13 protein-coding genes are annotated in these 18161 nt (G+C 41.2%); all 13 read left to right on the top strand.

The window, feature by feature from the left end; translation table 11 throughout:
- Nucleotides 1-361: 361 nt before the first annotated feature.
- The 13 genes from ODU39_RS01785 (at nt 362) to ODU39_RS01725 (ending at nt 18044) form a co-directional block, all read left to right on the top strand.
- On the top strand, nt 362-1681 hold the full coding sequence (locus ODU39_RS01785) for an MATE family efflux transporter (RefSeq protein WP_398579722.1): 1320 nt from the start codon (nt 362-364) through the stop codon (nt 1679-1681).
- 50 nt (nt 1682-1731) lie between these two features.
- Nucleotides 1732-2109 carry a RidA family protein gene (locus ODU39_RS01780; RefSeq protein ID WP_029171852.1) on the top strand — a complete coding sequence of 126 codons (378 nt, stop codon included), beginning with the start codon at nt 1732-1734 and terminating at the stop codon, nt 2107-2109.
- Between the two features lie 21 nt (nt 2110-2130).
- Nucleotides 2131-3018, top strand: a complete 888-nt coding sequence (rapZ, locus tag ODU39_RS01775) for an RNase adapter RapZ (protein WP_024412169.1) — start codon at nt 2131-2133, stop codon at nt 3016-3018.
- A complete protein-coding gene (locus ODU39_RS01770) occupies nt 3015-3989 on the top strand; it encodes a YvcK family protein (RefSeq protein WP_002937257.1) in 975 nt (324 codons plus the stop codon). The genes rapZ and ODU39_RS01770 overlap by 4 nt, the downstream gene beginning before the upstream one ends.
- Nucleotides 3986-4903, top strand: a complete 918-nt coding sequence (gene whiA, locus ODU39_RS01765; protein WP_398579721.1) for a DNA-binding protein WhiA — start codon at nt 3986-3988, stop codon at nt 4901-4903. The genes ODU39_RS01770 and whiA overlap by 4 nt, the downstream gene beginning before the upstream one ends.
- Before the next feature lie 285 nt (nt 4904-5188).
- A complete protein-coding gene (locus tag ODU39_RS01760) occupies nt 5189-5884 on the top strand; it encodes a Crp/Fnr family transcriptional regulator (RefSeq protein WP_014638193.1) in 696 nt (231 codons plus the stop codon).
- Nucleotides 5885-6145: 261 nt separating this feature from the next.
- Entirely contained in the window at nt 6146-7375 is a 1230-nt protein-coding gene (gene arcA, locus ODU39_RS01755) for an arginine deiminase (RefSeq protein WP_029694042.1), read from the top strand.
- The gene (locus ODU39_RS01750) at nt 7375-7815 is read left to right on the top strand and encodes a GNAT family N-acetyltransferase (RefSeq protein ID WP_044768172.1); all 441 of its coding nucleotides are present in this window, start codon (nt 7375-7377) and stop codon (nt 7813-7815) included. The genes arcA and ODU39_RS01750 overlap by 1 nt, the downstream gene beginning before the upstream one ends.
- Before the next feature lie 18 nt (nt 7816-7833).
- Nucleotides 7834-8847, top strand: coding sequence for an ornithine carbamoyltransferase (argF, locus tag ODU39_RS01745; RefSeq protein ID WP_174853984.1), 1014 nt, complete (start codon nt 7834-7836; stop codon nt 8845-8847).
- Nucleotides 8848-9161: 314 nt separating this feature from the next.
- Nucleotides 9162-10109, top strand: a complete 948-nt coding sequence (arcC, locus tag ODU39_RS01740; RefSeq protein ID WP_136670242.1) for a carbamate kinase — start codon at nt 9162-9164, stop codon at nt 10107-10109.
- Between the two features lie 342 nt (nt 10110-10451).
- Nucleotides 10452-11954, top strand: coding sequence for a YfcC family protein (locus ODU39_RS01735; RefSeq protein ID WP_024396021.1), 1503 nt, complete (start codon nt 10452-10454; stop codon nt 11952-11954).
- A gap of 118 nt (nt 11955-12072) precedes the next feature.
- Nucleotides 12073-13413 (top strand): dipeptidase, encoded by a 1341-nt coding sequence (locus ODU39_RS01730; protein WP_398579720.1) that lies wholly within the window; start codon nt 12073-12075, stop codon nt 13411-13413.
- 371 nt (nt 13414-13784) lie between these two features.
- A complete protein-coding gene (locus tag ODU39_RS01725) occupies nt 13785-18044 on the top strand; it encodes a family 16 glycosylhydrolase (protein ID WP_398579719.1) in 4260 nt (1419 codons plus the stop codon).
- Nucleotides 18045-18161 lie beyond the last annotated feature (117 nt).

The following is an 18161-nucleotide window of genomic DNA, read 5'->3' as shown; positions in this document are numbered from 1 at the left end:
CGTGTCAACATCTCAGCGCAGAGGTTGATTGGCTTTAACAGTTCAGTGGAGTGAAACAGTTCTGGGAACTGTTTCAGCCCGAGCCTTGAAACAGAAAAGCGAGGTAAAAAGGTTGGAGATAAGGCTTGCGAAGCAAATCTCAGCAATTCGTGTTTTCCACTCCAAATCTGACCTATACGACTGAAGCGAACGGAGTTCGCCTTATCTCCAAGCTCCAAAGGTTCCCCGAACCTTTGGAGCTATGCGGGGGTGGGGAGATGAACTCCTTTTTGACTTATCGAGTTCTTCCCCACTTCCTGTTTTCTTGCTTTTTCACCTGTTTTTATTTATAATTACTCTAAATAAATCTGTGGAGAGGAAAATGAAGCAAGAAAGTTTAGGAAAAGAAATTATTCGTTTGGCCTTTCCTGCGACGCTGGAAAATATCTTTCAGACCTTAGTTGGTTTTGTGGATACCCTCTTGATTGCACAGCTGGGGCTGGTAGCGGTGACGGCAGTGGGTCTAGCCAATACGATTTTGAATGTCTATTTGGCGGTCTATATGGCTTTGGGAGTTGGGGCAACGGCTTTGATTGCTCGGTCTATTGGCGCAGGAGATAGGGAATCTCTTACCTTTCATGTCCGTCAAGCCTTAGTGCTTTCAGTAGGTGTAGGTCTGCTATTGGGTTTACTATCCCTTATTTTCGGGCGGCAGATGCTGGTCTTGATGGGAGCAGATGCGGAGAGTTTGGCTGGTGCCCAGGCATTTTTTTACTGGGTTGGTGGTTTGACGATTTTTCAGGCCCTGATGACCATTTTGGGAACAATCCTGCGAGCATCTGGCGACGCGGTAACTCCCATGAAAATCAGTCTTTTGACCAACATTTTTAACGTGGGCTTGGACTATATTTTGATATTTGGGCTTGGCTCCTGGTCAGGTTTGGGTATTGTAGGGACGGCCTTGGGAACCGTCTTAGCTCGCTTGCTTGGTACTATCTTGCTTTACCGAAAAGTACAGCAGACTGACTTGGCAGTAGATCTCAAACAATTGTTCCACTTCGGAAGTCCTAAGGAAATGGTGGATTTGACCATACCTGCAGCCTTGGAACGCTTGGTCATGCGGTTGGGACAGGTGGTCTATTTCAGTTTGATTGTGGGGCTGGGGACGACTGTCTATGCTTCTCACATGATTGCAGGCAATATCGAGAGTTTTACCTATATGCCAGCCTATGGTCTTGCGACAGCGGCAGCGGTTTTGATTGGTCAAGCCTTGGGAAAGAGGGACATCCTCACAGTTAGACGAGTCGCATTTCTCAGCTCTGCCTATGGAGTAGCCATCATGTCTCTGCTCGGTACCATCTTATTTTTCGGAGCTCCAAGTTTTGCTCTGCTATTTACCAAAGACCTAGAAGCCGTCAAACAAGTCGTCACAGCCTTACGGATCGATGCTTTCAACCAGCCAGGCCTTGCGGTTTCTTTGATCATGGCTGGCGCTCTGCAGGGCTTGGGGGATACCAAGTCGCCACTCTACTCCACAATGATAGGGATGTGGGGGCTGCGCGTCGTAGGTGTTATCGTCTTAGGTCAGATGTTCGATTTAGGAATTGCCGGCGTCTGGCTGTCGATTTTGATTGACCTGCTCTTGCGAGCAATCTTCCTAAGCTGGAGATTTACTATTACAACGCGAAAACTGGCTGATTAGGCTAGTTTTTTGGTATAATATCAGTAGAATGATAAAAAGGAGATAATCAGATGAAAACCATTCACACAGATAAGGCACCTGCAGCAATTGGCCCATACGTTCAAGGGAAGGTTGTTGGAAATTTCCTCTTTGCCTCTGGGCAAGTTCCTTTGTCACCTGAAACTGGTGAAGTGGTTGGTGAAACCATTCAGGAGCAGACTGAGCAAGTCTTGAAAAATATCGCAGCAATTTTAACAGAAGCAGGAACAGACTTTGACCATGTGGTGAAGACGACTTGTTTCCTAAAAGATATGAATGATTTTGTAGCTTTTAATGAAGTTTATAAAACAGCTTTCTCAGCAGATTTTCCAGCTCGTTCAGCGGTGGAAGTTGCTCGCTTGCCACGTGATGTTAAGGTTGAGATTGAAGTTATTGCAGTTATTGATTAGAAGAGAAAAGGAGGGAATGTCATGTCGGACAAACTCCATTTAGTGATTGTGACAGGGATGTCTGGAGCTGGTAAGACGGTAGCCATTCAGTCTTTTGAAGACTTGGGTTATTTTACCATTGATAATATGCCACCGACTCTCTTGCCAAAGTTTTTAGAGTTGATTCGCCATAGCCAGGATAACAATAAGATTGCTCTTGTTGTAGATATGCGGAGTCGCTCCTTCTTCTCGGAGATTCGAGAGGTGTTGGATGAGATTGAGGGGGCAGAGGATTTAGATTTTAAAGTCCTATTCTTGGATGCGACGGATAGTGAATTGGTTGCTCGCTATAAAGAAACTCGTCGTTCCCATCCTTTGGCGGCTGATGGTCGTGTTTTGGACGGGATTCAGCTAGAGCGTGAACTTTTGGCTCCCTTGAAAAATATGAGTCAAAATGTTATTGATACGACAGAGCTGACTCCTCGTAATCTGCGTAAGGAAATCTCGGAGCAGTTTGCTAGTCAAGATAATCAACCGTCGTTTCGCATAGAAGTGATGTCCTTTGGTTTCAAATATGGGCTACCTCTGGATGCAGACTTGGTTTTTGACGTTCGGTTCCTACCAAATCCCTACTACAAGTTAGAATTACGGAATCTTACAGGACTAGATCAGCCTGTCTTTGACTATGTCATGGAACATCAAGAATCGGAAGAGTTTTATAGTCATTTGCTCGGCTTGATAGAACCGATTCTTCCTGGTTATCAAAAGGAAGGAAAATCCGTTCTAACGATTGCCGTTGGATGTACGGGTGGTCAGCATAGAAGCGTAGCCTTTGCTAAACGTTTGGCAGACGATTTAGAGAAAAATTGGAATGTCAATCGTAGTCATCGTGATAAGGATAGACGGAAGGAGACGGTCAACCGCTCATGAGAAAACCAAAGATTACAGTTATCGGGGGCGGGACTGGTATTCCAGTCATCTTGAAGAGTTTGCGGGATAAGGATGTAGAGATTACCGCTATCGTGACGGTAGCTGATGACGGAGGATCTTCGGGGGAAATTCGTCAGGCTTTGCAGGTGACCCCTCCAGGTGATTTGCGTAATGTCCTTTTGGCTATGTCGGATATGCCCAAACTTTATGAACAAATTTTCCAGTATCGTTTTGCGGATTCAGATGGTCCTTTGGCTGGTCATCCGCTAGGCAATCTCATCATTGCTGGCATTTCAGAAATGCAGGGTTCTACCTACAATGCAATGAGGTTGTTGACGCGCTTTTTCCATACGACAGGGCGGATTTATCCATCTAGCGAACAGGCCTTGACCCTTCATGCTATTTTTACAGATGGGACCGAGGTAGCAGGTGAGAGCAAGATTTCCAAGCATAATGGGATGATTGATCATGTCTATGTGACAAATTCTTATAACGATGATGAACCGAAAGCCAGTCGCCAAGTAGTTGAAACGATTATGGAAAGTGACATGATTGTACTTGGACCGGGTTCTCTTTTTACCTCAATCTTGCCGAATCTGATGATTTCTGACATTGGCAAAGCCCTAAAAGAAACCAAGGCTGAAGTGACCTATGTGTGTAACATTATGACCCAACGGGGAGAGACTGAGTTTTTCTCAGATGCGGACCATGTGGCGGTTCTCAATGCCCACCTAGCTGAACAATTTATTGATACAGTTTTGGTCAATATTGAGCCAGTTCCACAAGAGTATATGAATAGCAATCAGTTTGATGAATACTTGGTACAGGTAAAACACGATTTTGCAGGTTTACAAAAACAGGCTAATCGTGTGATTTCTTCGAATTTTCTTCGTTTGGAAAATGGCGGAGCTTTCCATGATGGTGACTTGGTGGTAGAAGAGTTGCTCAAGATTTTGCAGGTGCGGCCATGAGTTTTACAGTACAAGTAAAGGAAGAATTGCTGCTTCAGTCTAGCCAAAATAAGAGCGAGCTATCTGCTATTATCAAATTATCAGGTAGTTTGGGCTTAGCTTCATCAGGTTTGACTCTTTCTATCAGCACGGAAAATGCAAAGATTGCCCGTCACATTTATGAACTGTTACTCCATTTCTACCAGATTAAGGCTGATATTCGCCATCATCAAAAACCTAATCTCAAAAAGAATCGTGTGTATGCAGTTTTGATAGAAGACGGCGTGAATGAGATATTGAACGATTTGCATTTGGCTGATAGTTTCTTTGGATTAGAGACGGGAATTTCTCCCTTGGTTTTGGAAAATGATTCATGGAGTCAAGCCTATCTTCGTGGAGCATTTTTAGCGGCAGGCTCTGTTAAGGATCCTGAAAAAGGAAAATACCAGCTTGAAATAGCTTCTGTCTATAGTGACCATGCCAATGACCTGGCCAATCTGATGCAGAAATTTCTTTTGGATGCCAAAGTCATTGAGCGAAGTAAGGGAACCATTACCTATCTGCAACGTGCAGAGGACATTATGGATTTTCTTTTGGTGATTGGAGCAGAAGAGGCAAAGACAGAATTTGAGAATGTTAAATTGCTTCGTGAGGCTCGCAATGATCTAAATCGAGCTACCAATGCGGAAGCTGCTAACATTGCAAAGACGGTCAATGCTAGTATGAAAACAATTAATAATATTATCAAAATTATGGATACTATCGGTCTAGATCAGTTGTCAGGTGACTTGCAGGAGATTGCCCAGTTGCGAATTCAGCATCCAGATTATTCCATTCAGCAATTGGCGGATAGTCTAACGGTACCGATCACTAAAAGCGGTATCAACCATCGTTTGCGGAAAATCAATAAGATTGCGGATGAATTGACTGAATAGATAGGTATACATAGAATGTTGTAGTCATTTGAATTAACTTTGATACATCGTTACATTCGGCTTGCCGTACTCTAGTATTGCTTGCACCTCAGTTCCTTGTCTGAAAGTTAATTCATTTGACGATACTAAGACTGGTTCGAGAGGACCAGTTTTTTGTATTAGCTGTAATAGCATTCTTCTTCACAGGAATGATCCTGTTTTATGAATTTTTTAGTAATGATTAGCATAGAACGTTAATATATGTTAAAATAGATAGAAGGATACTTTAGCTAGAAAGGAGTTTTGATGATAAGCAACGAACAATATGATTATCTAAGGGCACATCCAACTTTTGAACGTTTGACACGTGATAGCTTTGATCAATTAGCTAAGCATATTCGTTTTCGAAAGATTCCTAAGGGACAAATCTTTTTTTACGCAGAGGATCCTAGAGATTATCTATTTGTATTGTATAAGGGCTATGCTCGGATTGAGCAATATGATGAGACGGATAGTTTTACGTATTTGGACTATATTCGGCAGGGCGGTGCCTTTCCTTTTGGAGATATGTTTCAGGACAAACCTTATCATTATACTGCTATTGCCATAACGGACCTAGAGTATTTTATTGTGCCGATGGTCTTGTTTGAAACCTTGTCGAAGATAAATCCTAGTCAAATGGCCTATATCTGTCAAAAATTATCCAAGGTACTTCGTTTTCAAGAGTTGCGCTTGCGAAATGCGATGCGTTCCAAGGCATCAGATCGAGTCGTTCAAGCCTTGGCTCTTCTTTATTGGGATATGTGCCAGCGCGATCAGTTTGCTACCTTGCCATTTGAAATTCATATTCAAGAGATTTCGCGTTTAGCCGCTACGACACGGGAAACGGTTAGCCATGTTTTGAAGCAACTGAAACAGGATGGTAAAATTGCTTATAGCCATAAACAGTTAACTTATTTAGATATTGATTATTTCTTAGAAAATTTGACAGAAACTCATTGAAGTTTCTGTTTTTTTATAAAAAAATAAAAATTCATATAATGATATAACGGAAAGAATTATGCAGAATATAGGCGATATAATCGATAATTATTTATAAATAAGGTTAAAAATGTGAAGAATTTCTCAAAATGAATGTGAGCGTTTTCAAGTTTTTGTTTTTTTGCTCTGTTAAACTATGGATGTAAAGAGGAAATGAGAGGCAGGAAAGCGTACGGTCCTCCTCGTTTCCCATCATGTATAAATCTACAAGGAGGACAGATCATGTCAAACCATCCAATTCATGTTTTTTCAGAAATTGGTAAGCTGAAAAAAGTTATGTTACACAGACCAGGTAAGGAAATTGAAAACCTGATGCCTGACTACCTAGAACGCCTACTTTTCGATGATATTCCATTCTTAGAAGATGCACAGAAAGAGCATGATGCTTTTGCTCAAGCTCTTCGTGATGAGGGGGTAGAAGTACTCTACTTGGAAAAATTAGCTGCTGAGTCACTTGTTACACCTGAAATTCGTGAACAATTTATTGATGAATATCTCGAAGAAGCTAACATTCGTGGTCGGGCGACTAAGAAGGCAATTCGCAAGTTGTTGTTGTCTATTGAAGATAACCAAGAACTGGTTGAGAAAACGATGGCCGGTGTTCAAAAGGCAGAATTGCCGGAAATCCCTGCTGAAGAAAAAGGTTTGACAGATTTGGTTGAATCCTCTTACCCATTTGCAATAGACCCAATGCCAAACCTTTACTTCACACGGGATCCATTTGCTACGATTGGTAATGCTGTTTCTCTTAACCACATGTATTCAGAAACACGGAACCGTGAAACCTTGTATGGTAAATATATCTTCACTCATCACCCAGAATATGGTGGAAAAGTTCCATTGGTTTACAATCGTGAAGAAACTACTCGTATCGAGGGTGGGGACGAATTGGTTCTTTCAAAAGATGTTTTGGCAGTAGGTATTTCACAACGTACCGATGCTGCATCAATTGAAAAACTATTGGTAAATATCTTTGAACAGCATGTTGGCTTCAAGAAAGTATTGGCATTCGAATTTGCTAACAACCGTAAATTCATGCATTTGGATACGGTATTTACCATGGTTGACTATGATAAGTTTACTATCCACCCAGAAATTGAAGGTGACCTTCGCGTCTTCTCTGTAACCTATGAAAATGATACGCTTCATATTGAAGAAGAACATGGTGACTTGGCAGAACTTTTGGCTGCGAACCTTGGTCTTGAAAAAGTAGAATTGATCCGTTGTGGTGGCGGTGATATGGTTGCTGCTGGTCGTGAGCAATGGAATGATGGTTCAAATACATTGACCATTGCACCAGGTGTGGTAGTTGTTTACAAACGCAATACGATTACCAATGCAATCCTCGAGTCCAAAGGGCTTCGTTTGATTAAGATTGGCGGAAGCGAATTGGTTCGCGGTCGTGGTGGACCTCGTTGTATGTCAATGCCGTTTGAACGGGAAGACATCTAATGCCAAGTATAGAACGAACAACAATCGGTTCGGAAGAATGGCAACGCGCAGCCTCTATCTATGTCCGCTATAAGGTATTTGTCCTTGAGCGTGGCATTGCAAAGGAAGATGAATTTGACCAGAATGATACTGAAGGAAGAGTTTACGCCAATCTCTTTATTGGTGAAGAGCCTGTTTCAACGGGACGTTTTCTTCCTGTCGGTCCTGGTCAAGCTCGTCTAACCCGAATAGCCACTCTACCGAATTTTCGTGGAAAAGGCTATGGAAAAATGATTATCAGCTCTTTGGAAGCTTATGCACGTGAAACAGGCTTTCATCAGTTGGATATACATTCGGAGTTAACTGCAAAGACTTTTTATGAGTCAGTCGGCTACCAAGCAACTTCTGAAGTTTATCAAGAAGATGGAGAATGGTGCCAGACATTGACAAAATTTATTTAAACATTAGGAGAAGAGACAATGACAAACGTATTTAAAGGCAGACATTTCCTTGCAGAGAAAGATTTCACACGCGCAGAATTGGAATGGTTGATTGATTTCTCAGCTCATCTGAAAGATTTGAAAAAACGCAATATTCCACACCGTTATTTGGAAGGTAAAAATATTGCTCTCTTGTTTGAAAAAACATCAACACGTACTCGTGCTGCCTTCACAGTAGCATCTATTGACCTTGGTGCCCATCCAGAATATCTTGGTGCAAATGACATCCAACTTGGTAAGAAAGAATCTACAGAAGATACTGCTAAAGTTTTGGGACGTATGTTCGACGGTATTGAATTCCGTGGTTTCAGTCAAAAAATGGTGGAAGAATTGGCAGAATTCTCTGGTGTGCCAGTATGGAATGGTTTGACAGATGCATGGCACCCAACTCAAATGTTAGCTGACTACTTGACTGTCAAAGAAAACTTTGGCAAGTTGGAAGGATTGACTTTGGTTTACTGTGGTGATGGCCGTAACAACGTTGCTAACTCACTTTTGGTAACGGGTGCTATCCTTGGTGTCAATGTCCATATCTTCTCTCCAAAAGAACTCTTCCCAGAAGAAGAAGTAGTTGCCTTGGCTGAAGGTTTTGCGAAAGAAAGTGGAGCACGTGTTCTCATTACAGACAATGCTGACGAAGCAGTCAAAGGCGCAGATGTTCTCTATACAGACGTTTGGGTATCAATGGGTGAGGAAGATAAATTTGCTGAACGCGTTGCCCTCTTGAAACCATACCAAGTGAATATGGAATTGGTGAAAAAAGCAGATAATGAAAATCTTATCTTCTTACACTGCTTGCCTGCTTTCCATGATACAAACACTGTTTATGGTAAAGATGTCGCTGAAAAATTCGGCGTAGAAGAAATGGAAGTAACAGACGAAGTATTCCGTAGCAAGTATGCTCGTCACTTCGACCAAGCTGAAAACCGTATGCACACAATTAAAGCGGTGATGGCGGCTACTTTGGGGGATCCATTTGTTCCACGTGTGTAATACTCTTCGAAAATCAAACTCATACGTTGTTGCCTCGATTTGATGACTGAAAAGCTCCAGTGGAGGTTTTCAGCCTGTTCCCTTGAAGTATAAAAGGAACGGAGTTCTATCTTCATATGTCGAAACGAACTTCGCTCGCTTTATTTCCAACCTCCAAAGGTTCCCCGAACCTTTGGAGCAAGTCTGATTTTGATTTTCATTGAGTATATTCTCTAGTCATCGCAACCTCCGGGGGCTGGCACCCAGCCCCCTTATTTTGAGGATAGATGTGTAAGCGATTACTATTTCGCGAAAGTGAGGAAAAAGCAAGAGATATGGCAAATCGTAAAATTGTAGTAGCCTTGGGTGGCAATGCCATTTTATCGTCCGACCCATCGGCTAAAGCACAAAAAGAGGCCTTGGTACAAACAGCCAAGCACCTTGTAAAATTGATAAAAAATGGGGATGACCTTATTATCACGCATGGTAATGGTCCTCAGGTTGGAAACTTACTTCTTCAAAACCTTGCTGCTGATTCGGAAAAGAACCCAGCTTTTCCACTAGACAGTTTGGTAGCTATGACAGAAGGTTCGATTGGTTTCTGGTTGCAAAATGCCTTGGAAAATGAATTGATCAAGGAAGGCATTGAAAAAGATGTAGCATCTGTTGTGACCCAGGTTATCGTGGATAAGAATGATCCAGCTTTCGAAAATTTGACCAAGCCGATTGGGCCATTCTATACAGAAGAAGAAGCGAAAGCAGAAGCAGAAAAGACTGGTGCAACCTTCAAAGAAGATGCCGGTCGTGGCTGGCGCAAAGTCGTCGCTTCGCCAAAACCTGTAGGAATCAAAGAAATTGGTACCATTCGTACCCTTCTCAATGCAGGTGAAGTTGTCGTAGCTGCTGGTGGTGGAGGTATTCCAGTTGTCCAAGAAACAGACGGTACTCTTACCGGTGTGGAAGCAGTTATCGATAAGGACTTTGCTTCTCAATGTTTGGCAGAATTGGTTGATGCAGACTTGTTTATCGTCTTGACCGGTGTAGACTATGTCTTTGTTAACTACAACAAACCAGACCAAGAAAAATTAGAAACAGTTACCGTGGCTGAATTGGAAGAATATATCAAACAAAATCAATTCGCACCAGGTTCCATGCTACCGAAAGTTGAAGCAGCTATTGCTTTTGTAAACAATAAGCCGCAATCAAAAGCAGTCATTACCTCATTAGAAAACTTAGGCGCTTTGATTGAATCCGATAGCGGTACTATCATTGTCAAGGGTTAATCAGCTGTATGTATCGTTGAGGCTTCTATTTATTGATGTACTCTGCATGCAAATATAGTTTTTAAACTAGACGGGTTATTTATTGATGGAGTTAGGGGAGTGGAAGTGTTGATAGTCCTACAAGGGGTCCCTTTAATCGAAACATGAAGGTCTGGGCTTCTAAGCTCCCTCCCCTTTCATCCATTTCCTATCAAGTATCTATCTATAAGCAATGATTTCAGATAATAGACTGAAGGAGATAGACATCTCTTGAAGATAGGTGGATATTTGATACGGTTATTACGGATACAATTTCCCTTAAATAGGGGATAAACTTTAAAAATATTATAGGAGGTTTTTGCGATGAGCGAAAAAGTGAAAAAAGGCTTTAAATTGCCTTCGTCTTATACAATATTGATGCTCATTATTGCCTTTATGGCAGTGATGACATGGATTATTCCAGCTGGTCAGTATCAGGTTGATGAAGCCGGACGTTTAGTGGCTGGTACCTATGAGAAGGTTGCTCAAAATCCACAAGGGATTTACGATGTTTTTATGGCTCCAGTTCGTGCCATGCTTGGACACGGTGCGACTGAAGCAGCGATTAACGTAGCATTCTTCATCATCATGGTTGGTGCCTTTCTTGGTGTAGTTAACGAAACAGGTGCACTTGATGTAGGGATTGCTTCTATTGTAAAACGCTTCAAAGGTCGTGAAAAAATGTTGATTTACATTCTCATGCCTTTGTTTGCCTTGGGAGGCTCAACCTATGGTATGGGTGAAGAAACAATGGCTTTCTTCCCGCTCCTTGTTCCTGTTATGATGGCGGTTGGTTTTGACAGTATTACTGGTGTAGCCATCATCTTGCTAGGGTCTCAAATCGGCTGTTTGGCTTCTACTGTAAACCCATTTGCAACGGTTGTAGCCTCTGATGCAGCAGGTGTAAGTGTTGCGGACGGTATGATTTGGCGCTTTGTCTTCTTCGTTGTTATTCTCTTGATGGGGGTTCTCTTTGTAGCCAACTATGCTGAGAAAGTGAAAAACGATCCGACTAAGTCCTTGGTTTACAAACAGCGTGAAGCAGATATGCAACACTTTAATGTAACAGCAACTCAAGAAGTGAATGCAGAATTATCACCAGCTCAAAAACGTGTTCTCTGGGTATTTGTACTAACATTTGTTCTCATGATTTGTAGCTTTATTCCATGGGAAGATTTGGGTGTGACTATCTTTACACAATTTAAAGATTGGTTGATTGGTCTTCCATTCATCGGTCAAGTGATTGGTTCTTCAACAGCTGCTCTTGGTACTTGGTACTTCCCAGAAGGAGCAATGCTCTTTGGTATCGCAGGGATTGTAGTTGGTTTAGTTTATGGTATGAGTGAAGAACGTTTGGTAAAATCCTTCATGTTCGGTGCGGCTGATATTTTCAGTGTAGCCTTGATTTGTGCTATCGCGCGTGGTATTCAAGTCATCATGAACGATGGTATGATTACTGCCACTATTCTCCACATGGGTGAAGAAGGATTGCAAGGTTTGTCTTCACAAGTATTCATCATTTTGACCTATCTCTTCTACCTACCAATGTCCTTCTTGATTCCATCTTCATCAGGTCTTGCAGGGGCTTCTATGGGTATCATGGCACCTCTTGGTGAGTTTGTAAATGTACCAGCGAGCTTGGTTATCACAGCTTTCCAAGCTGCATCAGGTCTCTTGAACTTGGTAGCTCCAACATCAGGTATTGTAATGGGAGCCTTGGCACTTGGTCGTGTTGAAATTGGTACTTGGTATAAATTTGTAGGTAAGTTAATCGTAGGCATCATGATTGCCTCCATAGCTATTTTGGTCATTGCGACATTCTTCTAATCGAAATTCTGGGTCAGATTTTATCACGAATACAGATAAAATTTGGCTCAGTTTTTCCTTTTATGATAGAATAGTGCTATAAAATATATCATATCTTATTATGTTGAAAGGGGACACAATGAGAACAAGTTTTATTCAGTCATCGCATCAGGAGGCATGTATTCAAGCCATCCAAGAACTGGTTGCTTTTCCTTCTGTTTTGCAAGAACATCAGGCAGATACGCCATTTGGTCAAGCGATTCAGGATGTTCTGGAGCACACGTTGGCATTGACAGAAAAAATGGGTTTTAAAACTTATTTAGACCCTGCTGGCTATTATGGCTATGCTGAAATTGGGCAAGGCGAAGAATTATTAGCAATCCTTTGCCACTTAGATGTGGTACCTGCTGGTGATCTTAGTCAATGGCAGACGCCACCTTTTGAGGCTGTGGTAGAGGGAGACTATATTATTGGACGCGGGGTTCAGGATGATAAAGGTCCTTCGATGGCGGCCTTATTTGCAGTAAAAGCACTTCTTGATGCGGGAGTCCAATTTAACAAACGGATTCGTTTCATTTTTGGAACAGATGAAGAGACCTTATGGCGGTGTATGAACCGCTACAATCAGTTGGAAGAAGTGGCAACTATGGGTTTTGCACCAGATTCTTCCTTCCCTTTGACTTATGCTGAAAAAGGATTGCTACAGGCCAAATTGCATGGTCCAGGTCACCCTTGTCTGAGTATCGAAGCGGGAACTGCCTATAACGTAGTACCTGCCAAGGCAAGCTATTCTGGTCATTTATTAGCGGGAGTTATTGCGGAATTAGATCAATTAGGCTTTGATTATGAAACAAAAGATGATCAAGTAACGGTTCTTGGTATTTCGCGGCACGCCAAGGATGCTGCCGAGGGGGTCAATGCCATCGTTCGTTTGGCAAAGGCCTTGGAACATTTCGAAAGCCATCCAGCCTTGGACTTTATCGTCAATGAAGTTGGTGAAGATGCCACAGGATTTAAGCTTTTTGGTGATGTGACTGATGAACCATCAGGGACACTCAGTTTCAATATTGCAGGTCTAACCATTAGCGCAAAAAAATCAGAAATTCGCTTGGACATTCGTATTCCTGTCACTGCGGATAAAGAAGCCCTAGTTTCTACATTACAAGCCAAAGCGCAATCATGTGGCTTGACCTATGAAGAGTACGACTACCTTGCTTCCTTGTATGTGCCATTAGACAGCCAGCTGGTATCTACGCTCATGTCTGTTTATCAAGATAAGACAGGAGATTTGACAAGCGAGCCAATCTCGTCAGGTGGGGCTACCTTTGCTCGTACTATGCCAAACTGTGTGGCCTTTGGTGCATGTTTCCCAGATACAGAACAAACAGAGCATCAGGAAAATGAACGCATGCCATTAGCAGACTTATATAAAACAATGGATATTTATGCTGAGGCAGTCTATCGCCTAGCTGCGGAATAGCCATTATCAGCATTGAATATTAAAATACAGTTTAAAAGCTCTTAGTGAAATATCTGAGGGCTTTTTTTATGAAGAATACCATTAAAAAGATGAGATAGAAATGTGTCACTGTTTACAAGAAGTATACAAAAATATATGAAAGTGTGACTTATTATATGCTGTTTTAGAAATAGACCCCATCTGCATATAGAATAAGTCAAGTTAGACTATTCTACAATAAAACGCTTACATGTTATATTTGTGACAGAAAATGCGATCGCACATCAACCAGTAAACTGAATTTTGAGTCTTATACGAGGCTAAAAAGGTTTACAAACTGCTTTATTTTGGCTATAGGTAGGATAAACTTGCAGACTTTATAGGAGGAAATAATGAAAAAAGAAACAAGTAAGTTTACGAAAAAAGTCATCCTTGGTCAGCTTCTCATCTGTACCAGTTTTTTGGTATGGGCAGGACAGACCGTTGCAGCAGAGGAGGTATCTCAGGGAGAACCAGTAGCAATCAACAATGAAACTCCACCTGCTATTGAAGCAAAACCACTTGTGGAAGCTACTCCATCAACTGAAACAGAACCTTCAACTCCAGAAGAAAAACAGGAGGAACCAAAGGTAGTTGAGAAAAATGTGGTAGAAGGGAAAAAGCCCGTAACTAACAGCCAGCATCAGATGGTTTCTGAATTATCAACGGTCCCTTCTGTTTCTATAAAAAATCCAGATGCAGCTACAGATGGGAGTGCTTACGGTAGTAGCGATGATGCCAATAGCAATACCAAAATCATTGCTGGTAAAGAAACTGGCGAATCAGATAACGGTTACTCCAAGTGGGATCATGTTTACGTTCAGTATGATTTTGAAAAGGAAGTTCCCGTCCATATTGTAAAAATTCATCGTAATACTTATGATAATGCAGTGTCTACTTTTAAAGATGTTAAAGTGGAATTGTCTACAAGTGCAGATTTTTCTCCTGAAACCACAGAAGTCATTTTCAAACAGGCAGATGTAGAAGAAACAGTTGCAAATAAAGGACAGCCTCAAGTCATCCAATTGCCAACATCAATCAATGCTCGTTATATTCGTATTTGGGGACGGGGGCATTATATCCAAAATACAAACAGTTCCTGGAAGGGATATAGTAATGGCGTTCTCTTTAACGAGATAGAAGTCTTTGCGCAGGTTGAAGCAGATGCTGGTACGAATGAAGAACCACAAACCGAGCTAGTCAACCTCGCTAAATTGAAAAAACCATATTTCTATGGTAAGGCTCCAACTAATCCAGAAGCCATTAACGATGGCAAGTTCGACGAGAATTATACTACTCAAGAATCAATAGGGAACCAGGCCTATCTTCAATATGAATTTAGAAATGTCTATACTATTGAGGAAATCAAGGTTCAGTTAGCTCCTGGAGAGTATCGTAATTTCCGGATAGATTTGGATGATGATTATAATGATGGTAATAATTATAATACAATCTATAAGAATGAAAATTTCACCATTGACAAGGAACAGATCATAACGATTAAAACTCCGAAGAACTCTAAAGCGCGTTATGTTCGCTTTAGAGGTACTCGCGTAGATGATACTCCTCTTCGCTATTCAGAAATTCAGATTATGGGACGAGGAAAATCTTATGACGAATCTGCTCCAGAATACGTTCCACCAAAATCTGAATACGATACATTAGTCTGGTCTGATGAATTTAATGGCGACAAGATTGATGAAAGTAAATGGCAAATTATTGATGGCATGTGGAATCATGCGGCTATATACAATCGTAAAGCAGTTTCTATCAAAAAAGATGGCGACAAGAGCTATTTGTCTATCCGTAGCACGAACCATAAGGATAAAAAAGCTTTGGTTGAAGCAGTTGGGCACGATCGGTATGATGATAAAGAATTACCAGATAAAGTAACATGGTCTTCTGGTCGCCTAGAATCTAAAGATAAGTATTCTTTCCAATTTGGTCGAATGGCTGTTCGAGCTAAGGTAAATGACTCTAAGGGAATCTGGCCTGCTATTTGGATGTTGGCACAGGATGAGACCGGGCATGACGAAATTGACGTTTTGGAATACCTTGGTCAAAATCCATGGGATGCATGGACAACTAACCATTTTGGTATTTTGGCAAAAAATAAAAAATCTGATGGCTCAGCTTATAAGAATTACGAAGCTTGGAGTCAGGAATTCCATGTCTACGAAGTCGAATGGACTCCAGATGTCATCAAATGGTATATTGATGGAAAATTTGTTTTTCAAACAGACCGTGGTAAGGATCGGGATGGTATGCACACCCGCCCTATGTTCCCAATACTGGAAACCCAAGTTGGTGATGGCTGGGTTGGTGATGTTGATTACAAACGCAACATGACTAAACAGGATAGTGAGTACTTGGTTGATTGGGTTCGAATTTATCAAAAAGCAGATCAAAGTAAGGTACGTTTTGATAATCTAGATGATGCCAAGCCTAATGATTATGTCATTAAGCCGCAGCAAAAACTTGGTCACCTCGTAACAGTCTCTAACGGGAAAGCAGCTCATGAAAACAAAAATAATTTCTACTATGGAGGTCAACCACGTTACGAAACAAGCAGGCTCTATGCTGATGGTGATGGCGAAAATGCACTAGTTTACAAGATTGCTAATCCAGAGGCTTTGCACTTAACGACTTATTACAAAACACTTGAAGACTATTCTGTCTATAATAAAGAAGCAGGGGCTAATGAAGGAAAATCTGTTCGCAAACATTTGATAAATGCAAAAGACGGTGAAATTGACTTCACTGTGTATTCATCTGTTGATGGCAAAAGCTGGAATAAAGAGAATGTTACTGTAGTGGATAATTTCGTAGAAGCAACCCCAGCTTATGCACGCACTACATTTGATATTCGCAACATTCGAAAAGGTACTAAATTTGTGAAGATCGTCTTTCCAACGGTCAAAGGTATTTCCTATAAGTTGGAAGATGGAACAGAGAAAGGTCTGCAAGCCAGTGATGTTCAGTTAGCAAAAGTAACTTTTGTAGCTACTCATCCTGAAGCAGAACCAGAAAAACCTATTGTTGATCAAGAAAAACTAGCTTTGTCTAAAGTCTTTTCACTCGATGCCGGTCGCAAGTATTTCTCTGTAAATCAGATAAAGGAGATTATTGATTTAATTTCTTCTTATGGTTACACGGATATGAACCTCTTATTGGGAAATGATGGTCTGAGATTTTTATTAGATGATATGAATTTGACCGTTGGAGATAAGGTGTATGACAGTGAAGCAGTTAGAAAAGCAATAATAAATGGTAATAAGCATTATTATGACGATCCAAACGGTACAACCTTAAGTCAGAGTGAGATGGATGATATCCTTGCTTATGCTAAGGAAAAAAATATTTCCATTATTCCAACTATCAATAGCCCAGGGCATATGGATGCGATTGTAGAAGCAATGGAAGAATTGGGGATAAAATCGCCAAAATTTAGTTATAATGGCAAAACATCTGCACGTACAGTTGATTTAAAAAATGACCAAGCAGTTGCTTTTACTAAAGCCTTAATTGATAAATATGCTAGTTACTTTGCAGGCAAATCTAAAATTTTCAATATTGGCTTAGATGAGTATGCTAACGATGCTACAAATGCTTCTGGATGGCACATTCTTCAGACACAAGGTGATTATGGTAAGTTTATTCAATATGCCAATGATTTAGCAGCTATCGTCAAGAAGCATGGTTTAGAGCCAATGGCTTTCAATGATGGTATCTATTATAACCACGATACTAGTTCGGGTACTTTTGATAAAGACATTATTGCTTCTTTCTGGACAGGAGGTTGGGGAGGATATGATGTTGCTTCCTCAAAATTCCTTCATGAAAAAGGGCATAAAATTCTTAATACAAATGATGCTTGGTACTATGTTATTGGACGTGAAGCAGAAGGTTTGGGATGGTATAACCTTGATCAAGGTCTTCGAGGAACTAAATCTACAAGGTTTGATCAAGTACCGAAATCTGAGAATACTAAGATACCCATTATCGGTAGTATGGTTGCGGTATGGGCAGATGACCCAAGCAAGCCTTACAGCTATGACTCAATTAAAAAACTTTTGCACAGCTTTACGGAAAACAATTCTGATTATTTTTTGGCAGAGTACCGAGATTTGCGAGAAGAAGTTGGGAAGATTCCTACTGATTTAAATTCCTATACACCAGATAGCGTGGCGACTTTAAAAGAGGTCTTGAACAAGATTGATTGGAAACTAAGTAGAAATAACCAAGCATTTGTTGATGGTTACTTGGCAGAAGTAAAAGCAGCGCGTGAAGCGTTAGTTCCTGTGACAGCAAAAGGAGACAGCGTCAAAGCGGAGCCCTTACCAGAAGGCAAGCTACCTCTGATTACTGCTAAAGGAAAAAGTGTCCAAGCAGAACCACGCCCTGCCTTTAAGGGATACCTAACCTCAAACTATGGACCATCTGTCACACCTTTATCTCTCGTATCAAAACCAAGCAGTGAGCAGTCAAATTCCAAGCAAGTAGCTTCTCAGAAGAAAGAATTGCCAAATACAGGCGCAGTAGATGGTCTTGGATTCACTCTTCTTGGACTTATCGGCCTAGCAGCTGCTATTCGTCGGAGGAAAGAGGAGTAACATAGCCATTTGAGTGAATGTTCAGGGCTTTCTAATTGTAATGATATAGTCATTTAGTTTTTCTTTCACTCGCTTTGCCGTACCCAAGTATAGCATGTAGCTCATTGCCTTGTACAA

This window comes from Streptococcus sp. 2021WUSS126 (assembly GCF_044427255.1).
Lineage (GTDB): Bacteria > Bacillota > Bacilli > Lactobacillales > Streptococcaceae > Streptococcus > Streptococcus hashimotonensis.
This window is presented reverse-complemented; position numbering and strand designations above follow the sequence as displayed.

What these genes read in the sequence shown, in the direction of transcription:
- ODU39_RS01785 (WP_398579722.1), top strand. Translation starts at nt 362, where the DNA reads ATGAAGCAAGAAAGTTTAGGAAAAGAAATTATTCGTTTGGCCTTTCCT.
- ODU39_RS01780 (WP_029171852.1), top strand. Translation starts at nt 1,732, where the DNA reads ATGAAAACCATTCACACAGATAAGGCACCTGCAGCAATTGGCCCATAC.
- rapZ (WP_024412169.1), top strand. Translation starts at nt 2,131, where the DNA reads ATGTCGGACAAACTCCATTTAGTGATTGTGACAGGGATGTCTGGAGCT.
- ODU39_RS01770 (WP_002937257.1), top strand. Translation starts at nt 3,015, where the DNA reads ATGAGAAAACCAAAGATTACAGTTATCGGGGGCGGGACTGGTATTCCA.
- whiA (WP_398579721.1), top strand. Translation starts at nt 3,986, where the DNA reads ATGAGTTTTACAGTACAAGTAAAGGAAGAATTGCTGCTTCAGTCTAGC.
- ODU39_RS01760 (WP_014638193.1), top strand. Translation starts at nt 5,189, where the DNA reads ATGATAAGCAACGAACAATATGATTATCTAAGGGCACATCCAACTTTT.
- arcA (WP_029694042.1), top strand. Translation starts at nt 6,146, where the DNA reads ATGTCAAACCATCCAATTCATGTTTTTTCAGAAATTGGTAAGCTGAAA.
- ODU39_RS01750 (WP_044768172.1), top strand. Translation starts at nt 7,375, where the DNA reads ATGCCAAGTATAGAACGAACAACAATCGGTTCGGAAGAATGGCAACGC.
- argF (WP_174853984.1), top strand. Translation starts at nt 7,834, where the DNA reads ATGACAAACGTATTTAAAGGCAGACATTTCCTTGCAGAGAAAGATTTC.
- arcC (WP_136670242.1), top strand. Translation starts at nt 9,162, where the DNA reads ATGGCAAATCGTAAAATTGTAGTAGCCTTGGGTGGCAATGCCATTTTA.
- ODU39_RS01735 (WP_024396021.1), top strand. Translation starts at nt 10,452, where the DNA reads ATGAGCGAAAAAGTGAAAAAAGGCTTTAAATTGCCTTCGTCTTATACA.
- ODU39_RS01730 (WP_398579720.1), top strand. Translation starts at nt 12,073, where the DNA reads ATGAGAACAAGTTTTATTCAGTCATCGCATCAGGAGGCATGTATTCAA.
- ODU39_RS01725 (WP_398579719.1), top strand. Translation starts at nt 13,785, where the DNA reads ATGAAAAAAGAAACAAGTAAGTTTACGAAAAAAGTCATCCTTGGTCAG.